Origin of the sequence: Microcoleus sp. BROC3, from assembly GCF_036702515.1 — a bacterium.
Classification (GTDB): Bacteria; Cyanobacteriota; Cyanobacteriia; order Cyanobacteriales; family Microcoleaceae; genus Microcoleus.
On the sequence record NZ_JAUBTQ010000017.1, the window covers coordinates 3,705 to 26,468 of the forward strand.

The 22,764-nt window shown below is 45.7% G+C and carries 19 protein-coding genes; 8 read left to right on the forward strand and 11 right to left on the reverse strand.

Annotated features, from left to right (window positions below):
- The coding region (locus QUB30_RS12920; protein WP_333333938.1) for a tetratricopeptide repeat protein at positions 1–1,083 on the reverse strand (1,083 nt) is incomplete at its 3' end.
- Positions 1,084–1,233: 150 nt separating this feature from the next.
- Here QUB30_RS12920 and QUB30_RS12925 point away from each other — a divergent pair.
- Complete coding sequence (locus QUB30_RS12925; RefSeq protein ID WP_190738725.1) at positions 1,234–1,497, forward strand: hypothetical protein; 264 nt, start codon at positions 1,234–1,236, stop codon at positions 1,495–1,497.
- 414 nt (positions 1,498–1,911) lie between these two features.
- Here QUB30_RS12925 and tsaB read toward each other — a convergent pair whose 3' ends face one another.
- The 3 genes from tsaB to QUB30_RS12940 form a co-directional block, all read right to left on the reverse strand.
- The gene (gene tsaB / locus QUB30_RS12930) at positions 1,912–2,706 is read right to left on the reverse strand and encodes a tRNA (adenosine(37)-N6)-threonylcarbamoyltransferase complex dimerization subunit type 1 TsaB (RefSeq protein ID WP_333333762.1); all 795 of its coding nucleotides are present in this window, start codon (positions 2,704–2,706) and stop codon (positions 1,912–1,914) included.
- A 2-nt stretch (positions 2,707–2,708) separates the two neighbouring features.
- On the reverse strand, positions 2,709–4,421 hold the full coding sequence (locus QUB30_RS12935; RefSeq protein WP_333333764.1) for a serine/threonine-protein kinase: 1,713 nt from the start codon (positions 4,419–4,421) through the stop codon (positions 2,709–2,711).
- A gap of 120 nt (positions 4,422–4,541) precedes the next feature.
- The gene (locus QUB30_RS12940) at positions 4,542–4,790 is read right to left on the reverse strand and encodes a Ycf34 family protein (protein ID WP_006632635.1); all 249 of its coding nucleotides are present in this window, start codon (positions 4,788–4,790) and stop codon (positions 4,542–4,544) included.
- A gap of 108 nt (positions 4,791–4,898) precedes the next feature.
- On the opposite strand from QUB30_RS12940, the gene QUB30_RS12945 reads away from it, so the two are divergent.
- Complete coding sequence (locus QUB30_RS12945; protein ID WP_333333766.1) at positions 4,899–6,155, forward strand: CCA tRNA nucleotidyltransferase; 1,257 nt, start codon at positions 4,899–4,901, stop codon at positions 6,153–6,155.
- A 256-nt stretch (positions 6,156–6,411) separates the two neighbouring features.
- Here the strand turns inward: QUB30_RS12945 and QUB30_RS12950 are convergent, their stop codons facing one another.
- The 3 genes from QUB30_RS12950 to QUB30_RS12960 form a co-directional block, all read right to left on the reverse strand.
- Positions 6,412–6,759 (reverse strand): DUF952 domain-containing protein, encoded by a 348-nt coding sequence (locus QUB30_RS12950; RefSeq protein WP_333333768.1) that lies wholly within the window; start codon positions 6,757–6,759, stop codon positions 6,412–6,414.
- A 121-nt stretch (positions 6,760–6,880) separates the two neighbouring features.
- The gene (locus tag QUB30_RS12955) at positions 6,881–7,333 is read right to left on the reverse strand and encodes a cupin domain-containing protein (protein WP_333333770.1); all 453 of its coding nucleotides are present in this window, start codon (positions 7,331–7,333) and stop codon (positions 6,881–6,883) included.
- Positions 7,334–7,546: 213 nt separating this feature from the next.
- Entirely contained in the window at positions 7,547–8,317 is a 771-nt protein-coding gene (locus tag QUB30_RS12960) for a cysteine hydrolase family protein (protein ID WP_333333773.1), read from the reverse strand.
- Positions 8,318–8,637: 320 nt separating this feature from the next.
- Between QUB30_RS12960 and QUB30_RS12965 the strand changes: the two genes are divergently transcribed.
- The 6 genes from QUB30_RS12965 (at position 8,638) to QUB30_RS12990 (ending at position 15,243) form a co-directional block, all read left to right on the forward strand.
- Entirely contained in the window at positions 8,638–9,285 is a 648-nt protein-coding gene (locus QUB30_RS12965) for an amidohydrolase family protein (protein WP_333333775.1), read from the forward strand.
- A gap of 230 nt (positions 9,286–9,515) precedes the next feature.
- Positions 9,516–10,781 carry a serpin family protein gene (locus QUB30_RS12970; RefSeq protein WP_333333777.1) on the forward strand — a complete coding sequence of 422 codons (1,266 nt, stop codon included), beginning with the start codon at positions 9,516–9,518 and terminating at the stop codon, positions 10,779–10,781.
- A 131-nt stretch (positions 10,782–10,912) separates the two neighbouring features.
- Positions 10,913–12,115 (forward strand): glycoside hydrolase family 10 protein, encoded by a 1,203-nt coding sequence (locus QUB30_RS12975; protein WP_333333779.1) that lies wholly within the window; start codon positions 10,913–10,915, stop codon positions 12,113–12,115.
- Between the two features lie 14 nt (positions 12,116–12,129).
- The gene (locus QUB30_RS12980) at positions 12,130–12,807 is read left to right on the forward strand and encodes a TIGR02117 family protein (protein WP_333333781.1); all 678 of its coding nucleotides are present in this window, start codon (positions 12,130–12,132) and stop codon (positions 12,805–12,807) included.
- 131 nt (positions 12,808–12,938) lie between these two features.
- Positions 12,939–13,712, forward strand: coding sequence for a 1-(5-phosphoribosyl)-5-[(5-phosphoribosylamino)methylideneamino]imidazole-4-carboxamide isomerase (hisA, locus tag QUB30_RS12985; protein WP_333333783.1), 774 nt, complete (start codon positions 12,939–12,941; stop codon positions 13,710–13,712).
- A gap of 112 nt (positions 13,713–13,824) precedes the next feature.
- Positions 13,825–15,243 carry a cation:proton antiporter gene (locus QUB30_RS12990; protein WP_445300497.1) on the forward strand — a complete coding sequence of 473 codons (1,419 nt, stop codon included), beginning with the start codon at positions 13,825–13,827 and terminating at the stop codon, positions 15,241–15,243.
- A gap of 73 nt (positions 15,244–15,316) precedes the next feature.
- Here the strand turns inward: QUB30_RS12990 and QUB30_RS12995 are convergent, their stop codons facing one another.
- The 4 genes from QUB30_RS12995 to QUB30_RS13010 all read right to left on the reverse strand — a co-directional run bounded on the left by QUB30_RS12995 (position 15,317) and on the right by QUB30_RS13010 (position 21,957).
- Complete coding sequence (locus QUB30_RS12995; protein WP_333333785.1) at positions 15,317–15,586, reverse strand: hypothetical protein; 270 nt, start codon at positions 15,584–15,586, stop codon at positions 15,317–15,319.
- Positions 15,587–15,700: 114 nt separating this feature from the next.
- On the reverse strand, positions 15,701–18,532 hold the full coding sequence (locus QUB30_RS13000; protein ID WP_333333787.1) for a PAS domain S-box protein: 2,832 nt from the start codon (positions 18,530–18,532) through the stop codon (positions 15,701–15,703).
- Positions 18,533–18,573: 41 nt separating this feature from the next.
- Positions 18,574–19,575 carry a BMP family protein gene (locus QUB30_RS13005; RefSeq protein ID WP_333333789.1) on the reverse strand — a complete coding sequence of 334 codons (1,002 nt, stop codon included), beginning with the start codon at positions 19,573–19,575 and terminating at the stop codon, positions 18,574–18,576.
- 207 nt (positions 19,576–19,782) lie between these two features.
- The gene (locus QUB30_RS13010; protein WP_333333791.1) at positions 19,783–21,957 is read right to left on the reverse strand and encodes a glutamine synthetase III; all 2,175 of its coding nucleotides are present in this window, start codon (positions 21,955–21,957) and stop codon (positions 19,783–19,785) included.
- Between the last annotated feature and the right edge of the window lie 807 nt (positions 21,958–22,764).

Sequence of the window (22,764 nt, forward strand, 5' to 3'; positions counted from 1 at the left end):
TACTGCCCGTCTCAGGGGAAGCGACTGGCTGTAATACTCTAGCGCTTTGAGTTTTTCTCCCAAATCTGAGTAGACACTGCCGATGTTGTTGAGGGTGGCAGCTTCCCCACGGAGATCGCCTACTGCCCGTCTCAGGGGAAGCGACTGGCTGTAATACTCTAGCGCTTTGAGTTTTTCTCCCAAATCTGAGTAGACACCGCCGATGTTGTTGAGGGTGCCAGCTTCCCCGCCGCGATCGCCTACTGTCCGAAACAGGGGAAGCGACTGGCTGTAATACTCTAGCGCTTTCTGTTTTTCTCCCAAATCTGAGTAGACCTTGCCGATATTGCCGAGGGTGGTAGCTTCCCCGCCGCGATCGCCCACGGCCCGAAATAGGGGAAGGGACTGGCTGTAATGCTCTAGTGCTTTCTGTTTTTCTCCCAAGGCTGAGTAGACCTTGCCGATATTGCCGAGGGTGCGAGCTTCCCCGCCGCGATCGCCCACGGCCCGAAATAGGGGAAGCGACTGGCTGTAATACTCTAGCGCTTTCTGTTGTTCTCCCAAATCTGAGTAGACACTGCCGATGTTGTTGAGGGTGCGAGCTTCCCCAGGGCGATCGCCTACTGCCAGACTCAGGGGAAGCGACTGGCTGTAATACTCTAACGCTTTCTGTTGTTCTCCCAATTGTGAGTAGATACTGCCGATGTTGTCGAGGGTGACAGCTTCCCCCCGGTGATCGCCTACTGCCCGAAATAGGGGAAGCGACTGGCTGTAATACTCTAGCGCTTTCTGTTTTTCTCCCAATTCAGAGTAAATACCGCCGAGCCAGGTGAGGGTGTTCGCTTCCCCACTGCGATTGCCCGCTTCTCGATACAGCTTTAATGCTTCTTCAAATTTGACGATCGCACTTCTTTTTACTTGGACCGTTCCTTGCTGGTAGAGTTGTGCTCCTTCTTTGAAAGCTTTTGCAGCAGCCTCGCTACTGTTAGTTTGTGCTGTTTGTACGACTTTACCAACTGGCACGGCTGCTGCCACTGGCTGACTTAGCTGAACCGAAAGTGCGATCGACATACCGGCCAAAACCCATTGAGTGCGATCGAACATAGCCACCCCTTTTGTATTGTTGTCAATTTTAATCACTAGCCCCCTTAGTGTAAAGGCAGGAAGAAGTAAGGGCGATCGGCATTTTTGCTAGAGTTAACGAGTAGTGCGATTCCCTGCAGGATCGCTACGCCGCGCGTACTTTTTCCCAGCATGAACAACATCCTAACTACCCCCGATCCCGTAACCAGCCACTGGGATTGCCCCGAATGCGGCGGCACCGGTACCCTCAGCCCAGAAATTTGCCCTGTTTGTCTCGGAGCAAAATACATCGATCTCGCGACAATAACTAACTGGATGCTCGATTTTATGGAATCTCGCGGCTGCGATCGAGCTGAGATCGATCGATTGCGAACCGAAAACCCAGACCCCCTAACATTAACTTTTTGCCTCGAAGTTTGTATCGCCCTTAAATAAACAACGATATCAAGTCTGCTTAATTGCTTATAAATTATTTACGGTAGCATCGGAATTATTAGCCAAAATTAGTACACGGCAGTGCCGTGTCCCTACAATATTATTTTCGGTAGGGACACGGCATTGCCGTGTCCTCTATATCATAAGGAGTGCAACCGGAATTGATATAAATCATTTACGGGCATCGGGCATCAGGCATTGTCGGAAAAAAACGCACTCTACAAGTTGATTTAACTTATATCTTGCACCATTCTCAATTAGCCTTTTAGGAACAGGCAAGATGCCTGTTCCACAAGAAAATCTATTCTTTGTGGAACAGGCATCTTGCCTGTTCTTGAGAATGGTGCAAGATGTGAGTTTAACTGAAACGAAATAATGCCTAATTCCCTATTCCCAATGCCCTATTCCCAATATTCAGTGTCCCTTAACCGGATGTTGCCCGTAAAAAGGCAAAGCATCCGACCAATCAGGGCGACTTCCTTGTTTCCACTCCAAATAAGCCAATTCCAACACACTAGAAACCGACGAACCCAACTCGCTGCCAACTTCAATTAACTGATAAGAATTTTCCCAACTTTCCAACTTTTTCTGCCAGGATTCCGCCGTCATTACAGTATCAGGAAACAACTCAGTTAAACCACAATCTTTGTTAACTGAATAAACAGCGCCAAACAATTGTCCCCGCTGTGCAGGCATTTGCAATGCCATATCCTCTCTCAAAAGCCCCCCCTTAGCAAGGGGGGGTTGGGGGGGTTCCGTATTCAAAAGCCCCCCCTTAGCAAGGGAAGGTTCAGCAGTCAAAAGCCCCCCCTTAGCAAGGGAAGGTTCAGCAGTCAAAAGCCCCCCCTTAGCAAGGGGGGGTTGGGGGGGTTCCGCCCAAGCCACAGCCGCCAAAGTTGAAACCGCAAAAACCGGAATATCCAACTGTTGAGCCAAAGTCCGCGCCGTCACCATACCCATCCGAGTCCCCGTGAAACCTCCGGGCCCCTTCGCCACTGCAATAAAAGCCAAATCCGCCCAAGTTTGCGATCCAAGAAACTCGACTAAATACTGATGTAAATGAGTGGCTAAATCGCGATCCAAATTCCAAGTTTGGCAGCGAGAATCCCCGGCAAAATTGCTGATGGCTAAACCGAGCTCGCGACTAGCTGTGTGCAGGGCTAAGCCGTATTTTTTAACTGATGTTCCGTCTTGGGGATTGCTATTCACGATTACTGATAATTTTCCTTAACAAAAAACAGCGGTAAAGCCACAACTAAGCAACCCAAAAGAATGCCAAATATTCCCGTATTTAAAATCCTGGAATTACCCATGCCCCCAGTCATCAAGAACAGCACAACTAAACTTGCAAATAAATTTTTATTGGCAAATTCTTTGTTTTGGGAAACTTGATGCTTCACCGCCATAAAACCAGACGTAACTATTAGCGCAAACCAAGAATTAAAAATGACTATTTGAGAGCCAAAGATAAACCAAACTAAGGCAAACATTAGCGCATCTATCCAAAAATCCTGAGTTTTCAACTTCGGCAGCCAAAATTCTTGGGTAGCAACAGGGGCGATTTTCTTGACTAATTGATTGTGTTGCATCCGCACGAGTTTGTTTCTCAATTTAATCTTGGGATCGATTTGCAATACTTGCTTCCACTCCGGGCGGCGAGAATTGTTGACTCTTCCCAACAGCTTCACGGCTGCCACTTTATTTAACTGCAAATCGGTGAGTCTGGTGGCAATTATTTGAGATAAGTGCGGATAGTAAACGGGGTTGTCTTCGGTTCTGTTGATGACGATATTGAGCTGTTGCTTGGCTTGACTGACTTGGATTGTAACATTGTACGGGGCGATCGCCTCTTGCAAAGCTTGCTGAATTTCGGCTTGCTCTTGGCGAGTGAAAAGCGACACACCGGGCGCGGGTGTAAGCACCCGTTCTGCGGGCGTTTCCGGCGCGTCTAGCACAGGCTGTGCGTCTAAATACACCGGTTTGGGGTTCAAGTGCCGGATGACTGCTGATGCTGAACTGTAGCGCCGGTTGGTGGCACTTTGAAGCATGGTGTCGAGGATGCGGCCGAAATCGTCGCTAACAGCGGTTTTCAAATAATTTCGCCAAGCCCAAGAATCCTCTGTACTGTCGAACAAATCGAAGGGAGGAATTTCTGTCAGCAAGTGAATGCAGGTAACGCCCAAACTGTAGATATCGCTGGCAAAAACGGCTTTCCCCATCAATTGTTCTGGGGCTGTATAAGCAGCACTGCCGATGATTGTACCTGTTTGCGGCAATCCGGTTGCTGTTACTTTCTTAGCTGCACCAAAGTCTACTAAAACAATATCTTTTTGGAAAGGAGAGGGTTGATAGGAATTTTCTAAAGCGGGTAAAGGAGTTGGAGATAGCCGGCGGCGAATGATATTTTCTGGTTTGATATCGCGGTGAATAACTTTGGATTTGTGGACGAAGTGGAGCACTGGCAATAAATCGTTGAGAATTTGCCGAATTTGAGTTTCTGTGAATGCTCCTTTTTGTTCTAATTCTCGGGCTAGGTTTTTGCCGTCTATAAATTCTTGTACTAAATACTGTCTCCCGTCTTGTTCAAAATGCGCGATTAATTCTGGAATCTGGGGATGTTTCCCCAAGGTTTGTAGCTGGCCTGCTTCTTGGTGAAATAGTTGAGCGGCTTTTTCGGCTGCGGTATTTTGCGGGAAAAATTGCTTGATTACGCACTGCGAAAAAATCAGGGGTTTGGTTTCATCAACTGCTAGAAATGTTCGGCCAAAGCCTCCTTGCCCGATCGGCTTTATGGTTCGGTAGCGAGATGCTGATGGGGTTTCTGCGTCAATAGTCAACAACAATTTTGATCCGCAACTTTGGCACAATTCTGCATCCCCTGGGTTTTGCGGATTCTGACAAGTTGGGTTTAAGCAATAGCACATTGGATTTTAGATTTTAGATTTTAGATTTTAGATTGGTAATTGGGAATAAAAACTGTTGACTGTTGACTGTTGACTGTTGACTGTTGACTAACAACTGCCAACGGTCAACTAACTAATGACTTAAGTCGGGACGAGTTCGCCTGGCCGCAATTTTGCCCATTTGCCGGTCTCTTGCTTGAAACTCTGACACCCGACTACATCCCATTCCATTTCAATTTCGTCTTGGCGGGGGCGGATGTTAACGTTGATGGTGGGTTCTACGGGGTCGAAATCGGGTGTTTCGGTGAGGTGAAGCTGTTCGTGCTGTTCTTCTACGGCGTGGTAGGTGAAGCAGCGGTCTACATAGTGGCAGTTAATACAAATACACATTCTTGATATCCTCTGTGCATTTCAAAAAGATTGGTGAAATTTGAGCTTTCTGTTAATCTAGCGTAGCAAGAGTTTAATTGTTTGTAAGGAAAGTAGATTTTTGTTGCGATGCCGATTAATTTGCCCTCTTCATTATCTCCTGATACTTGGCCGTTTGATTTGGAACTGCTGACACCGCCTGCTTATCTGGTGGGGGGTGCGGTGCGGGATGCGCTGCTGGGCCGCCGATCGCACTATTTTGATTTGGATTTCGTTATGCTAACACGGGCCGTGAAGACTGCTCGAAAAATTGCCGATCGCACGAAAGGTGGATTTGTTTTGTTGGATGCGGAACGCCAAATTGCGCGGGTGGTATTTGCGGGCGGTACGGTGGATTTGGCGCAAGCGGAAGGGGGGAGTCTGGAGGGGGATTTGCGGCGCCGGGATTTTCGGATAAATGCGATCGCCTGCAATCCTTTTACCGGAGAAATCATCGATCCTTTGGACGGTCAAACTGATTTGCGGTTGGGTGTGCTGCGGATGGTTTCGCGGTCAAATTTGGAGGACGATCCGCTGAGGTTATTAAGAGCTTACCGCCAAGCGGCGCAGTTGGGTTTTGCGATCGAACCTGAAACTCAATCGGCGATTCGGGAATTAGCGCCGCTGTTGAGTCGGGTAGCGGTGGAACGGGTGCGGACAGAATTGGGTTATTTGTTGAGCAATCCTGACGGTGTTCCTTGGATTTGTCGCGGTTGCGAAGACGGTTTGTTTTCGATTTGGTTTGAAAGTGCGATCGAGCGTTTCGATATTTTGACAAAAATTGACGCATCTGCTGACAAATTAGCGGCAATTTACCCGGAATTAGGGAAGGAATTCGGGCGTCAGATTCGAGATACAATTAAAACGCCTTTATTGGCTGTCGCGAAGCTGGCTATTTTGGCAGATTCCGACCCGACAATTGCTGAAACTCAGTTGCTGCGGTTGAAGTACAGCAATGCGGAGATTAAAAGTGCGATCGAGCTTTTGAAATACCTGCCACAATTGCAAGCAAAACCCATCGCGGAAATGTCTTTGCGAGAACAGTATTTTTTGTTTCGGGATGTGGGAATAGTATTTCCAGTTTTAACGGTTTTGGCGGTGGCGGCGGGAGTTGCGGTTGATGAGATTTCACTGTTAATTAATCGCTATATGGATGCTGATGATATTATTGCTCATCCCACACAATTAGTTAGCGGCAATGATTTAATGGAATATTTTAATTTGCCCAGAAGTCCGCGCATCGGTCAATTGTTGATGGAAATTCAATTAGCGCGAGTGGAGGGGAGAATTGCGACTCGCGAAGATGCGCTGAAATTGGCGGCAGAGTTGGTTAATCAGTCAGTTTAAATTGATATATTGCAGCAATCAGAACGGGCAAGATGCCCGTTCCACAAAATTCAACTTTCCCGTGGGGTGGGCTTCTAGCCCGCCCTCAAAAATTCAACTTTCTCGTGGGGTGGGCATCTAGCCCGCCCTCAAAATTCAATTTTCCCCTCAAAAGTAGAAGGGGAAAGATGCCCGCCCTCAAAAATTCAATTTTCCCGTGGGGTGGGCTTCTAGCCCGCCCTAAAAAGTTAATTGACAATGGTAAAAAATTGGAATATCAAACAACATCTCTTAATTCTTCCGGTAATTCAAACTTGCCATCTGCACCCGGTTCAAACTCAAGAACTTTCAACACAGCATCAACGTTCAGTGATCCGTAAATATGCGGATAAAGATCTCCGGCGGCAGATTCATACTTAACTTCTGCTTGCACTTTGGCAGAGTCAATCCACAGCAAAAGCAATCCTGTTTGTCCGACAAAAAATTTGTTGGCACTTCTAGTAACTTGCGGGAGTGTCGAACAGTGGATGAATCCTTCAGAGTCTAGGGTATCGCCGCGATAGAATTGAAGGTGTTTTGCTTCTTCCCACTGTTGGCTTTTAGCAATGTGAAATATAACGCTCATAATTGAATAATTTTAACGTGAAACAGTATTTTGTTAGCTCCCCGACTGCTTAAACAAGTCGGGGAGCTGCTTTCCCAGGCAGAGCCTAGAAGATTAAAACGCTAAAGTCCTTACTAAAAAACTAGCACGATACGAGTACATCCGATCGCCCGAGAACTCTCATATCCTCCTCATCGAGTTCGACTGGTGTACCGCTGCGAATTAGTTCCACAAAATCCTCATTCGGCACCATGATGCACAAAGTGTACAAACGTTCACTGCCCGTATTTTCAATTACGTGAGTGCCTGTTGGAGGCACTAACAAACTATCTCCAGGTTGAATACTAACTGTTTTGCCGTCGCAGGTTGCTTGCCCTCTGCCTTTGAGTACAAAAAACATTTCTACTGCGAATTGATGGCGGTTGGGAGGTGTTTTGCCCCCCACATCGAAAATCTCCACGCAAACTGTTAATGAAACATTAGCTATTACCGGATCGAAGACGATAGCTAATCTATTAGTATCGCCCGGACTGATCCGAAATGCTTGGTAGTCTTTCGGAGACTTTATAACAGGAATCACGCACTGGTTTGTCATTTTTTTATTGTTAGTTGTCAGTGGTTATGTTTCTGCTGTCATTAGTGAGAATCCAGAGTCATTAGTCCGCCGCTCAACCTCCAAAGTTTATTGATTTCACAGGAGAGTTCGCTATCAGAGCAGGAAGCGAGATATATAGGCTTTGCTGTGCGGGACTCTCGCACTCCTAAAAAACGCTTTTTATACTCCAGAGGGATACTCCCCTGATGACTGCTATTTAATTGCTTCTAACATAGCCTGAGAATCCGACAAAAAGCCAAAACATTGTTTAACGTTATAAAGAGTAGCTTGCCAGCAATACTCTGGAGATGTCGTAGCTGTACAATCTTTGACTAAAATACAGTCGTAACCGAGGAAATTAGCATCTTGCAGGGTAGCCATGACGCACTGATCGGCGTTTACTCCTCCGAAGAAAAGTGTAGTTCTGCCGAGGTTCCGCAAGATACTATCTAAAGGAGTATCCCAAAAGCCGCTCATCCGATATTTATCAACACAAATATCCTCCGGTTTGGGTTCCAATTCATCGACAACTGCGGCGGCCCAACTCCCTGCCATCAGTACAGGTGCGTTGTTTTTTGGCAGCGGATCTCCCAAACCTACGCCGTCGCCTGTGGGATTGTAAACGTGACGGGAAGCTGCACTAATATTGAGCAAATCGGGGCGGTTCCCCCAGTTAATCCAAATAATTGGCATGGCGTGCGATCGCAATTTTGGCAGCAAATTTTTTAAAGGATTAATTGGAGTTCTCGCGGGCGTTACATCTACGCCAATATGCGCCAGCCAACCGTCGGGATGACAGAAATCGTTTTGCATATCTATCACCAACATTGCAGCTTTTGCCAAATCCACACGCAGGGTTTTAGTTTCTGTTTCCAGGGTAACAGGTTGAGGCGCGATCGGCGATCGGGTTATATCAGCAATTTTGGCATCAACTTTCCAAGCATTCGGCGGTACGCCCAAGGTGCGGAGAGAATCAGGATTCATATGGATTGTGGCTCAAAAACAATTTCAATCTTATAACTATTTGATTGTTACTAACTTGTCATATCTTAAATCTTTGTTATAATTAAGTATCCGGGGTAACTTTTTGATTAAATTTAGAATTTATTAACTTTATTATCGTTGGGCGAGCGCAAATGTTAGCGCCCTGGAAGCATACAATAAAAATAAATGTAAATTTATAAAAAAGCTAAATCTATGAGCTTTACAATTCAAAATGCTTTAATTCCGGTTGATAGCGGTTATGAAACCGCAGATGTGCAAGTGGTCGATAATTGCATAAGTGCGATCGAAGAATTGGTTGTTTGAGCCCCCGAACTTCCTTAGCACACTGCGTTTGGCTGGACGATTCCGACATGGCGATTATGGCAGAAACTGGAGCGACAGCCGTACACAATCCCCTCAGCAACTTGCGCCTGGGAAGCGGGATTGCACCAATTTTGAAATATCGTCAAGCGGTAGTCAACGTATCTTTTGGCTGCGACGGCGCTGCTAGTAATGACTCTCAAGATTTGCTGGAAGCGATTAAAATTGGTTCGATTTTGCACAATATCACGGATTTGGATTACCGCCAATGGATTACACCGCGCCAGTCTGTAGAAATGGCATCCCTGGGAGGAGCAAAAGGCTTGAATCTCGCCGATGAAATGGGTTCGTTGACAGTCGGTAAAAAAGCAGATTTTGTGCTGTATGATTTAACCAGTTTATCATTGCTGCCGCGCACGGATCCGATTGGCTTGCTAATATTGGGACGCCCGACTAATGCGGTAGACAGCGTTTGGGTAAACGGCAAGCAAATTGTCGCCGCAGGTAAGGTGAAAACGATCGATGTTGATGCTTTGAGGCGGGAATTATTCGATCGCAGTGAGTGGAATAGCAAGCGTCAATCGCAAACGGTGAGCGAGATTGAGGCCCATTACCGCCAAGTGATGAAACTGCAAGGTTATTCTTAAAAGCTATCCTCTGTTGTCATAAAATACGATCCTGTCCTTGGCTACAATCTCAAGTACCATTAGACACCGTATTTTAGGGAAGCATCACCAGCGTTAAAAGTCAGTTAAATTATCCCATACAGCCTCAAACAAAAAATATCGGTAACAATAAATGCAGCCAAAGTAAATTAATTACAACAGGTAAGTCATAATAAAAAAGTAAGATACCTCCCCAACTAGAGATAACAGTTATGTCATTGAAAACCAGGCTAGCTACTGTCGCCATCATTACATTAGCAATTTTCGCAGAATTAGCGCCGGCACTTAAAATTAACCCCATCAACCTCGCAAATCCTAATCACTCAAAAGCTGCAGCCATGACACCCCCTAACAACCAGATCGATGTAGACGCCCGACTTGTTGCAGCTAATACCAAATTTGGTTTTAACTTGTTCAACACCCTCAGCAAACAAGAGCCGAATAAAAATATCTTTATTTCCCCTACTTCTGTCGCCCTCGCACTGTCAATGGCATACAACGGAGTTAGCGGAGAAACGCAACAAGAAATGACAAAAGTTCTCGAATTAACGGGAATGACTCCCCAAGAAATCAACGCCGCAAATCAAGGCTTGCAAAATAGTTTGCAGAAAGTTGATCCCAATGTCCAAGTATTAATTGCTAACTCGCTTTGGGCGCAACAAGGCTTCTCCTTAAAACCCGAATTTCTGCAAACCAATCAAAAATACTACAATGCTAATCTTAGCGAACTAAACTTTATGAATCCGCAAGCTCTTAGCATCATTAACAATTGGGTGAGCCAAAAAACTCAAGGAAAAATTGATAAAATTGTTGATAAAATTAGCCCCAATGGAGTCTTGTTTTTGATTAACGCTATCTATTTCAAAGGCAACTGGAAAACCCCCTTTGATAAATCTCAAACTGCGAACAAAACTTTCTCTTTAACCGACGGCAGTTCCAAACAGCATCCGATGATGTCCCAGAAAGGCATTTATGGGTACTACGAAACAGACACATTTCAAGCAGTCAGTTTACCTTACGGAAAAAAAGGTGCTCTGGCTATGTATATTTTCTTGCCCAACTCCAATAGCAATTTGGCAACTTTCTTGCAGCAATTAACACCAGAAAACTGGAATGAATGGATGCCAGAATTTACAAATATAAATGGGACAATTGAAATACCCCGGTTCAAAATAGAGTATGAAGTTGAACTCCAAAACACACTCACAGCTTTGGGCATGGCAGGAATTTTTGATAGCTCAAAAGCCGATTTTTCTCCAATGACTGATAACAACGTAGCAGTAGATTCAGTAAAACACAAAACATTTGTGGAAGTCAACGAAGAAGGTACAGAAGCAGCCGCCGTCACTTCCATTGCGGGAACCAGAGCTAGTAGATTGCCTTTTCAAATGAATGTAAACCGTCCATTCTTTTGTGCCATCCAAGACAATACTACAGGAACAATATTATTTATCGGTATCATCGTTGACCCCCAATAATATCAAAAATAGTAGGTGACTCAGGAAATGTTCGAGTGACTTTTAATAAAATAACCCTCGCTAACGCACCCTAACAAGCTAATTATAGGGTAAAATATCAGTCTAAAAATAATCATATTTGCGACAAATTGATGATTAAATTGCACAAATGGCAGCGGATACTGGGTTTAATAGTTGTTTTTGCGATCGCCCTTACCTCCTCCGCGATTTTATCTCCGCGTCTCTTGGCTCAAACCCCGCCCACCACCCCAACAACCGAATTGCGCGGCGTCTGGCTGACTAACATTGACAGCGACGTTATTTTCTCCCGCAACAACATCATTGACGCTGTAAATCGACTGGATCAACTCAATTTCAATACCATCTATCCCACGGTTTGGCAAGGAGGCTATACGCTTTATCCGAGTGCGACAGCCCAAGGAGTATTCGGACAGTCGATCGACCCATCGCCCGGATTGAAAGACCGAGACATCCTCAAAGAAATTATAGCACAATCCCGCCAAAAAGGTATAGCAGTAATCCCCTGGTTTGAGTTTGGTTTCATGGCTCCCGCCGAATCGGAATTAGCCACACTTCACCCCGACTGGCTGGCGCACCGGCGCGACGGTTCAACTATTTGGAAAGAAGGCCAACACGAGCGAGTTTGGCTGAATCCCTTTCATCCCCAAGTGCAGCAATTTATCTTAGATTTAATCCTAGAAATTGTCGATAATTATGATATAGATGGCATTCAATTTGACGACCATTTCGGCTTGCCAGTAGAATTTGGCTACGAGCCGCTAACAGTGTCAATGTATCAGGAACAAATCAAAAGCCCTCCCTCAGACGACGCCCGCGAAACCTTCTGGGTGCGCTGGCGCGCTGACAAAATTAACGACTTCGTGGGGCGAGTTTCCCGCGCCATCAAATCCCGCAAAGAAAAATGTATTGTCAGCTTATCTCCGAACCCTTTTCACTTTTCTTTACCCGCCCACTTGCAGGACTGGTTTACCTGGGAAAGACGCGGCTACATCCAAGAAATTGTGTTGCAGGTTTATCGCAGCGATATCAAGCGTTTTAGTGCCGAACTGGAACGGGAAGAAGTTAAATTGGCTAAACTTAACATTCCAACTGCGATCGGCATTTTAACAGGTCTTAAAAATAATTCCGTCCCCCTCAAGCAAATTCAAGAACAAGTGCAAGAAGTGCGAAAAAGAGATTTCGCTGGCGTGTCGTTCTTTTTCTACGAAAGTTTATCGAATTGGGCGAGGGAAACCCCCGAACAGCGTAATTCGGCATTGCAAGAGTTCTTTCCCACAAAGATGCAGCGCCCGCCATCCGAAGCCAAAATTTGAAACCTACGCTTAAAATGAGAAAAACCATACAGCGTTTAGGAATTGTCATCTTATTTTTGAGCGCTTTCCTAACAATTGGCTATCTCACTCCCAGAAAGTGGGGAAATTACTCGCAAGCAGATTGCACAATCTCTCTATACATTTCCAACCAAGGCATCCACACCGAAATCATTGTTCCAGTTAAAAATGAATATTTTGACTGGAATCAATTTTTACCGCTAACAGAAATAGGGCGGGATGCCACTTCTGATTATAAATATCTATCTTTTGGCTGGGGAGATAGAGCTTTTATGCTGGAAACTTCTACCTCAGCAATCATCAACCCCGTTACAGCTTTCAAGGCGCTATTTCTCCCTACTCCGTCTACTGTACACGTTCAAGGTTATCGGCTTCCTCCCCTAAATATTGAAGCTAAATGTGTGAAAATTAGTGGAGCGAATTATCTTAAAATAAGAAATTTTCTTAAAGATACATTCCAATTAGACGCAGCAGGTAATAAAATTAAAATTAGCTACGGCTACGACAACAGCGATAGTTTTTATGAAGCAAAAGGCAGTTACTCTATTTTGAGAACTTGCAACGACTGGACGGCCGAAGCTTTGCAAAAAGCTGATGTCAATACTCCTCTATGGTCTACGCTTTCTTCTGCGATTATGTTTCATTTAAATAGCGGTTGCGAATGTCAAAAATAAATGTAATGGGTAATACCATTTGAGATTTTAGATTAAACGATTGGGAATGACTGATTATGTATGGGTTGGGAGCTTGCCTAAAGTTGCATTCTTTTTTTTAACTGGTATAATTAGCAATTTGAGCAAAAATCATGAATGTAATTCCAGCGATCGACTTATTGGATGGAAAATGCGTCAGATTGTATCAGGGAGACTACGCGAAGTCTCAAACTTTTAACGACAACCCCGTCGCAGTCGCCAGAGAGTGGGTAAATGAAGGCGCAACCATGCTGCATTTAGTAGACCTCGACGGCGCCAAAGCAGGTCATCCAGTCAACCAAGCACCCATAGAAGCGATCGTCCGATCCGTAGACGTTCCCTGTCAAGTAGGTGGGGGAATGCGCGATCGCGCTTCTGTTGCTGCTATCCTCAATTTAGGCGTTCGGCGCATCATTCTCGGCACTGTCGCCGTCGAACAACCGCAATTAGTCGGCGAATTGTGCGCCGAATTTCCCGGCAGAATTCTGGTTGGCATCGATGCCAGAAATGGCAAAGTTGCTACTAGAGGCTGGCTAGAAACTTCGGAAGTTTTAGCAACAGAATTGGCGCAAAAAATGGCAGAGTTAGGGGCCGCTGAAATTATTTACACCGACATTCACCGCGACGGTACTATGGAAGGCCCGAATTTGGAATCTTTGCGCGAAATTGCTAACGCTATTTCGATTCCGGTGATTGCTTCCGGTGGTGTTAGTTCGATCGCAGATTTGTTAAGTTTGCTGGCTTTGGAACCCATTGGTGTCAAAAGTGCGATCGTCGGTAGGGCAATTTATACCGGCGATATCTTGCTAAAAGAAGCAATTCAAGCAGTAGGACAAGGGCGGTGGCAGGATGTACCGCCCGATTTGGGTTCTTCAAGCTTTGCTTGATAGTCATGTCGAGTTAACTGGCTACCCAATATGTAACAGTTATCAATTTTCCGACTCACAGTCAACAGTCAACAGTCAGCGTAGAATCGTCTTTCTTACCATCACCGTACCCATGTTTTTGAACCATACAATTACAGCTTTAAGTTCTGGGATGGCATCCCTAGTTGCTCCCATACCTTTGCTAGCAACAGTCGAGGCAGAAAATTCGCCGATCGTTATGAGCGGAGTTTTGCTCAGTTTGGTAGTGATTTATATTGCCAGTAAAATCGGCGCGGAAGCGGCTCTAAAGTTTGATTTTCCGCCGGTTTTGGGTGAACTTGTAGCAGGGGTGATTATTGGAATATCTGCTTTACACTTGATCGTTTTTCCCGGAAGCGAGCTGTCAGCCTCAGACTCAGGGATTATGACAGTTCTGCAATCGATCAATCATCTCTCTCCTGCCGCCCTCACCAGTGTCTTTGAATCGCAGAGTGAAGTCATTTCAGTGCTAGCTGAATTAGGCGTGATTATTCTGCTGTTTGAAATTGGCTTAGAGTCGGATCTCAAACAACTCAAGCAAGTCGGAATTCAAGCTACCGTTGTCGCCTGCGTAGGTGTGGCAGTTCCCTTTGCCGCTGGTACTGCGGGCTTGATGATAATTTTCCACACGGCGGCAATTCCAGCAATTTTTGCGGGGGCAGCTTTGACGGCAACCAGCATTGGAATTACATCTAAAGTGTTGTCTGATTTAGGACAACTGAACTCTAAAGAAGGTCAAATTATTGTCGGTGCGGCGGTGATTGATGATGTGTTGGGAATTATTGTCCTGGCTGTTGTCGCCAGTTTAGCCAAAACCGGGGAGATTGATGTTGTTAATGTCATCTATTTGATTGTCAGTGCAACTGTTTTTCTGCTAGGTTCGATTCTGTTGGGGGGTGTCTTCGACAAAACCTTCTCGGCGGTGGTGGTTCAACTCAAAACTCGCGGCAATATTCTCATCCCGGCATTTATTTTTGCCTACTTCATGGCTTTTTTGGGCAATGCAATTCATCTCGAAGCAATTTTGGGTGCGTTTGCGGCTGGTTTGGTGTTGGATGAAAGCGATGTCCGCCTGGAGTTGGATGAACTGGTGAAACCCATCGCCGATTTATTTGTGCCAATCTTCTTTGTGACGGTGGGAGCACGGGCCGATTTGGGAGTTTTGAACCCAACAGTGCCGGATAATCGGGCGGGACTTTTGATTGCCGTATTTTTGATTGTCGTTGCTATTTTGGGCAAGATCGTAACAGGTTGGGCGGTGTTTGGTCAGCCTGGAATCAATCGATTGGCGATCGGAGTGGGGATGGTTCCTCGGGGCGAAGTCGGGTTAGTGTTTGCCGGCATCGGTTCGGCGAGTGGAGTTTTGGATAAACCGTTGGAAGTGTCGATTATTATCATGGTGATTCTGACGACTTTTTTGGCTCCGCCATTTCTGCGGATTGCCTTTGGCGATACGGTAGAGCCTCCTGCTAGCGGGGAACCTTCTAGCGAGAAAACGGTGATTAGCGGGTGAGATTAAGTCTGTTTTGAGGTGGTTGGGGGCGATCGGCTGGTATTGAACTACTTTCCGGCGATCGTCTCCATTGCTACTCATTCGCCTCCAGGTTATATTGCATTTCCACACCAACGGCACCAGCCGCCGCATCTAAACTTTCTAGCAGTGCGTTTGACATATTTTGTCGATCGACCAGGCTGCGGTTTTGACTGAGCTTATAGTTGCTTTTCCACCGCGTAAAACTCCTCTCAAAACCCACAATGCCGTTCATAAAACCTTCACGAAACCTGTTCGATAAACTATCCCAGTGCGATTTGTAGCTAGCTTCATAGGTGTCTATTATCAGAAACGCTATAGTCATCCTAAATCATTTGTAAATTTCTTACTCCCTCCCCTTACTAAGGGGAGGGTTGGGGTGGGGTAAAAAATTTACGACTCATGTAGGATTGCTATATATAGAGGAATGCGATCGCAGTTATTTACCCACGAGTGCTACAGCACCGCTTTGCAAAACAGGAATTTCAATTCGGAACTCTGTTCCTTGATGGGGTTGAGAAAAGCACTGGAGTAAGCCACCGTGCTTGTCAACTACAATTTGATAGCTGATGGATAGCCCTAATCCAGTTCCTTTACCAGTTGGTTTCGTGGTGAAGAAGGGATTGAACACCTGTTGTCTAACAGTTTCCGTCATCCCTGGCCCATTGTCTTGAACTTCAATCACCACGTTTTTAGAGTAACCGGGCCCAGTTTCGTTTGTGACTAGCTTAGTCCGAATAGTGATGCGACTGGGATTCTTTTGGATGTCTTTTGGAGAACGCTGATTGTCGTAGTTTTCTAAAGCATCGATCGCATTTGCCAGAATATTCATAAAGACTTGGTTCAACTGTCCGGCATAGCACTCTACCAGCGGTAAGTCGCCGTACTCTTTAACAATTTCAATAGCAGGATGAGCCGGATTTGCCTTCAGTCGATTTTGCAAAATCATCAATGTGCTGTCAATTCCCTCGTGGATATCAACTGGCTTCATTTCTGCCTCATCCAGCCGCGAGAAGTTTCGTAGCGACAGGACAATTTGACGAATGCGATCGGCTCCTACCTTCATTGAAGTCAGAATTTTAGGCAAATCTTCACTAATGTAGTCCAGATCGAACTCTTCAATTTTTTCCTGAATTTGGGCATTAGTTGGATAGGTTTGCTGGTAAAGCTGAATCAAGTTTAGTAAATTTTGCGTGTAGTCCGCAGTATGGCTCAGGTTGCCATAGATAAAGTTGACTGGGTTATTAATTTCGTGAGCAACACCAGCAACCAGTTGCCCCAAACCAGACATTTTCTCTGCCTGAATGAGTTGTGCTTGAGTTTTCTGTAACGTTTTGAGTGCAACCTCAGCTTCCTCTTTTGCTTGCCTTAACGCAGCTTCGGCTTGCTGGCGCTCAGTAATATCCAGTGCCAAGGATGCAACTCCAACAATATTTCCACCATCGCCTACTAAAGGCGTATTGAACCATTCGCAAATAATGATTTTGCCATTTTTTGTAAAATTTTCGTTGACGCTGTAGATTCCTTGACTCTGCATCAACAATTCGTTCATAATTTGATCGACGACCTTTCGGGCAGATGGAGGCACAATTAATTCTGCCGGATGGTGTCCGATCGCCTCTTTCGCAGTGTAACCAAAAATCTCCTCGGCCGCTGGATTCCAAGCAGTGACTTTAAAGTTTAAATCCCATTCCACAACTGCCAGTGCACTTTGGCGGAATAGAAAAGATAGCCGCTGTTCCGACGTTTTGAGTTCTTCTTCTGCCTGTTTCCGTTCAGTAATGTCAATCCCTGTTTTGATGATGTACTCAATTTCACCTCGATCATCGACTAAAGCAGTATCTGACCAAGCAATGAGTCTAAGTTGTTGATCTTTGCTCACCCAACTGCCTTCATACTGCTGGGGAAAATTACCAGATTGTAAAGACTCAAAAGTAGTTTTGGCTTGTCCAGCTAAGTCTGAGTTCGGGAACAATTCCCAAATGTAGCGCCCTTTTACTTCACTAAACGAGTAATGAGTCATTTGTTCGCAAGCTCGGTTAAAGCGAACGATTTGTCCCTGGGGGTCGAGCACAACTACCAGGGCACCTGCAATTTCAAGAATAGCTGAAACAAAATTGCGTTCGACTTCAACTGCTGTAATCAGTTCCTCTAACTGGGTTGCCATAGTGTTAAATGCGATCGCTAATGTCCCCAGTTCGTTTTGGCTGTCGATGTTGACCCGCGTCTCTAATTGCCCCCCACTGAGTTCAGTAGCTGCCGTGGTTAAGCGCTGTAGCGGCACCACAATTTGCCGAATAAATAGAAAGCCAATGCCAACAGCAACGATCGTCACCACCGCCAATGAGCCTCCCATAATTGAGAGCATTTGGTAAACGGGAGCATAAGCCTCAGCCGTTGGCAGTTCTACAACCACATTCCAATTCACGCTCCGAACTAAGGCACTGGCTCCCAATACTTCTACCTGCTTTAGACCCGGATAAACGTTAAGGCGCTTAGTATCTTCGGATGCTTTCAAGAATTGAAAGAAAGGGCGCTTAGAAAGATCTTGAAGTTGAAATGTTTCTGGTTTACTATCCTTTTGAGCAATGAGAAAATTACGCTCATCGACTACATAGACATAACCCGTCTTGCCAACCTCGATTTGGGAAACAACAAACCAGAGAAAGTTGAGATTTACCTGCGCTAATAGCAGCCCATCCACCTCATCTCGCTCATTCCGAATCGGAACCGCCAGAATGGTCTTTGGTTCGTGGGTTTGAGGATTAATTTCTACAGGACTGACATAATCTTCCTGTTGTTTAAAGGCACGAATAAACAGTGGCGAATTGGCGGGATTTTCTAACTTGAGCGGTTCGTAGGGTGAAACTGACGCGACAACTTGTCCCTTCCGGTTCAAAATGGCAACGGCTTCATAAGCATCATTATGACGACTCAACCCTTCCAACAGGCTCTGCTGCGCTTGAGGTTGAAAGTTGGTGAGTCCTTTGACCCTAGCTAAATAGCTCAGTTTTCGTTTCAAGTCATCTAAATAATTATCAATCTGCCCTGCTGCTGTCTGACTACGCTCTTGTTGGAGCGATCGCGATTGCTGGATCTGCGCCTGAAAGCTGAGATAGATCAGCAAGCCACCTGTGGGCAGTAAGCTCAGGAGAACCAAAAATATCAAACCATACCGGAGCTGATTGGCAATAGAAAAGAAGCGTTGCCAGGGATGTGAAGAGAAGCTTTTGGCAATGGGAAGAGCGCGATCGTGGCGTTGATTTTTCATCGGACTATTGATCAATATTGGTAAATCAATTAATGCGCGCATTAAGGAGAAACATCGATTTTGCCAGTCGTCACAGCTTCTCGAAGGCTCTTGAAAGTGTCCTCTTCCTGAGACGAGAGACTACCACGGAAAGGGGCAAAGTCGTAGATCTTTTCCCTGAGCCCAAACTTGTAAAGTTTTCCTTCCCAGCGACCTTGCTGGGTTAACACTGCCACATTTAGCACCAGATTGGGAATGTCCTGCAGAACGCTAGTTAGGACTTTGCCGGGAGCCAGTTCGTACTGATCCTTGGCCCAACCAATCACAAGGACTCCTGGCTTTTGCGTAACGGCTTTTAGCGCGGCTAATCCTGCCTCATCCGCGTTGATTGTCAAAACATCTACTCCAGAGGCAACCATATCCGTTGCGACTTTAATGGCTTTTTCCGTATCAATCCAACTGTTGAGAAAAGCAGTCGAAGCTTGAACAGAGGGATTCGTTGCCTTCACTCCGCGCCTAAACAAGGCTTCTTCTTCTTTGTAAACCGGATAAGCTGCACCTACAATATATCCAACTTTATGGCTTTTGGTCTTGATGGCAGCCAAAGCACCTGTGAGGTACCCCACCTCACCCGATCGAAAGGCAACAGCACCCAAATTTGTGTTATTCCCTGGATACGTGGTAATCAGGGCAAATTTCGTTCGCGGAAATTCTTTAGCGACCTTTTCGGCAGCTTTGATATAGCCACCACTGGCTGCAATTACCAGGTCATAGCCTGACTGGGCATATTTGCGAAGGACAGCTTCACTATCTTCACCATCAAGGCCAGTAAAGTCTACCTGAGCATTAAATTTATCTTTGATTAGGTTTAACCCTTCAAAGCAGGCTTGAGCCCAACTGTTCTTGTCTTTGGAGCCTGTGACGACCAACCCCACTCTAAAGCTGCTAGAGGTACTTGCTTCAGGGGAAGAGTTGACGTTCGGAGTCGATCGACTGCAACTGATCGCAAAAATCAGAGCTAGAGCCGCCAGAGTCATTTGTTTCAAGAGAGATTGAATTCGCATAATAGCTTTTCGCAGCAATATTACTTTTTCTACGCCGATAAATTTGTTGAACGGTATCTCAACAATTTTTACAACTCTTACTCTAGCTCGCACTTAATGACTCTGAGAGATTCAGCGTAACACTCATTTAAGCTCAAAAACAAGTAAGGACACGGCACTGCCGTGTCCTTACAACTCTAACCTGCAATTAACGGAATTTGTTTGCTATTACTTAACAAACAGCATTTCTTGATAAGTAGGCAGAGGCCACAAATCATCAGCCACTTCACCTTCCAGAGCATCCGCATACTTGCGAACCTCATCCATCAAAGGACGAATTGTTTGCGAAGCATATTGCATATGGTCTTCTGTCGAAGCAAAATCGTGCTTGCTCAAAGCAGCACTCAATTTGCTCGCAGTATCCATCATGGATTTAACCAGCACCGCTACTTTTTCAGCACTTTCCTTTTCCAGTTCAATCCCAATCTCTTTCAATTTAGCAATCGTGCCAGAAAGTTCAGCTAAATACCTCACCGCTGCGGGGTAAATAATGGTTTTTGCCATGCTTATTACCAGTTTTGCTTCGACTTCAATTGCCAGCAAATACTGCTCTGCATAAACATCGTAACGGCTTTCCAATTCAACGGGAGTCAGAACACCTGTCTTTTCAAACAAGTCTTCAATGTATCCTTCCTTCAACACGGGCAAAGCATCGGCAGTAGTCCGCAAGTTAGCTAAACCCCGTTCCTCAACGGCCATTTTGTGCCATTCTTCCGAATAGCCGTTGCCGCCAAATACAACCGCACCGTGCTCGTCCATCACTTCTTTGAGAAGTGTTTGGATGGCAGCATTCAGTTCAGTTCCGTTAGCCAAATCGCTTTCTAATTTGTTAGCAATCCAGTCCAAAGAATCTGCAAGAATTGTATTCATCGCCACCAGCGGCCCTGAAACAGACTGACCGGAACCTACTGCACGGAATTCAAATCGGTTTCCAGTAAAGGCAAAGGGCGAAGTCCGGTTTCTGTCCCCAGCATCCTTCATGAAAGTAGGCAGTGTTTCTACACCTAAGTTCATAATTCCCCGACCTTTAGAGTCCTTAACTTCTCCCCGGCTAATTTGCCCGAAGATATCTTCTAATTGCGAACCCAAATAGACAGAGATAATTGCTGGTGGAGCCTCATTTGCCCCCAATCGGTGGTCGTTGCTGGCAGTCGCAACTACGGCGCGCAATAGCGGGCCGTATTTGTGAACTCCGCGAATCACAGCGCCGCAGAAAACTAGAAATTGTATGTTCGAGTGCGGTGTATCGCCTGGGTCTAATAAGTTTCCTTGGGTGGCATTGCCGACCGACCAGTTGACGTGTTTGCCGGAACCGTTAATGCCGGCGAAAGGCTTCTCGTGCAGCAAACACATAAAACCGTGTTTCTTCGCAGTGTTGCGGAGAATTGTCATGGTTAATTGTTGGTGGTCGCTGGCGACGTTTGCAGCTTCAAAAACTGGTGCAATTTCAAACTGACCGGGAGCTACTTCGTTGTGGCGGGTTTTGGCAGGAATTCCCAGCCGGTACATTCTTTCTTCTACTTCCTGCATGAAGACTTGAACGCGCTCTGGAATCGCTCCAAAATAGTGGTCGTCAAATTGCTGACCTTTCGCAGGAGGTTTGCCGAAAAGGGTGCGACCTGCTAGCAGTAAATCTGGGCGGCTGGTGGTGAAATTGGCATCTACCAGGAAGTATTCTTGTTCGGAACCGCAACTGGAATTGACCGGAGCAACTTCGGTATTTCCTAATAGCTTTAACACTCGGGTTGCTGCTTTGTTCATTGCGGCAATGGAACGCAAAAGCGGCGTTTTTTTGTCTAAGGCTTCACCTGTCCAGGAGATGAAAACAGTGGGAATGCACAAGGTCATGCCGTTGTCTGTTTCCATGACATAAGCAGGGCTGGTGACATCCCAGGCTGTGTATCCGCGAGCGGCGGCGGTGGAACGAATGCCGCCGTTGGGGAATGAGGAGCCATCGGGTTCGCCTTGTACTAGAACTTTTCCTGCAAATTCTGAGATGACAGACCCGTCGCCTTGCACTGAGATGAAACCGTCGTGCTTTTCGGCGGTGCTGTTGGTGAGCGGGTAAAATACGTGGGCGTAGTACAGGGCTCCTTTGGAAATAGCCCAGTCTTTCATTGCGGCTGCAACTACATCAGCGACGGAATCATCTAATTTTTGGCCGGTTTGAATGGTATTTTTTACTGATTTGAAAATACTTTTGGGCAGACTTTCTTGCATCTTGCTCAGACTAAAAACGTCTGTTGCCCACATATCTTCTAGCCGCTTGAGAGGCCGGGCAGGCATCTGTTTGCGGTTGACGATTTGAGAAATTGCTTGAACGCGCGATTCGTTTCCACTCATGGTTATTTTTATTGGGGTTGCAGGACGAGTAGTTGAGAAAAAATAGATAGATGTTAGCAAAAGTCTAACGATTGACGAATATGTTGGATTTACCCAACGTTTTTAGTCAAAGCTAACTTTGGGCAGAATGCCTTTTTTGGCAGGCTCTAAAAGATTGGATGAGCGAGGCCCTATCACTTCGCCCATCGGGCGTGACAATCCAGTGTGAGATGCGGTTGGATTTCGGTTATTAGCAAGAAAATAGATGACAAGAGCCTGTACTAATTTGAGTCAACATCATAGATGCCTGCGCTGCACAGATTTAGTAGCTAATTTTCACCCTGGTCAGCTCAAAAATTTTGTGCAAATCAATTCCGATGAATTCAGGTCAAAACTACTTATGGTTTTTAACGGTTCGACGATCGATAAATCGCAGTCCAGCAAACAACGCACTCGTTTAGGGGTTTTGGAGAATTATGGAGAGTACACAATCTACACTTGGAGAGTTTAAACAATCATTAACAAAATAAATGTATCGCAGGCTACAGAATTTTAGGTTTTTTTCCGAAGGGTCGATCGCACCGATCGCACACAACCGCAGGATTTCAGTGTAACAGGACGCGGGGCGCTGAAACTGAGGGCGATCGTACATTTACAGGACTTATCGAGGGATACTATATATAGTGTGCCAAGAAAGGGATCTCGCTTTAGCGTTGCTGAGTTCGGGTATGAAATTTGTAGAGGCAATCCCCCAGTGGTGGCCGCACCGCTGGCGGGGTCAGCTTTTATTCAGCAGCGCCACAAAACTTTCCCGGCGCAGTAATGGGG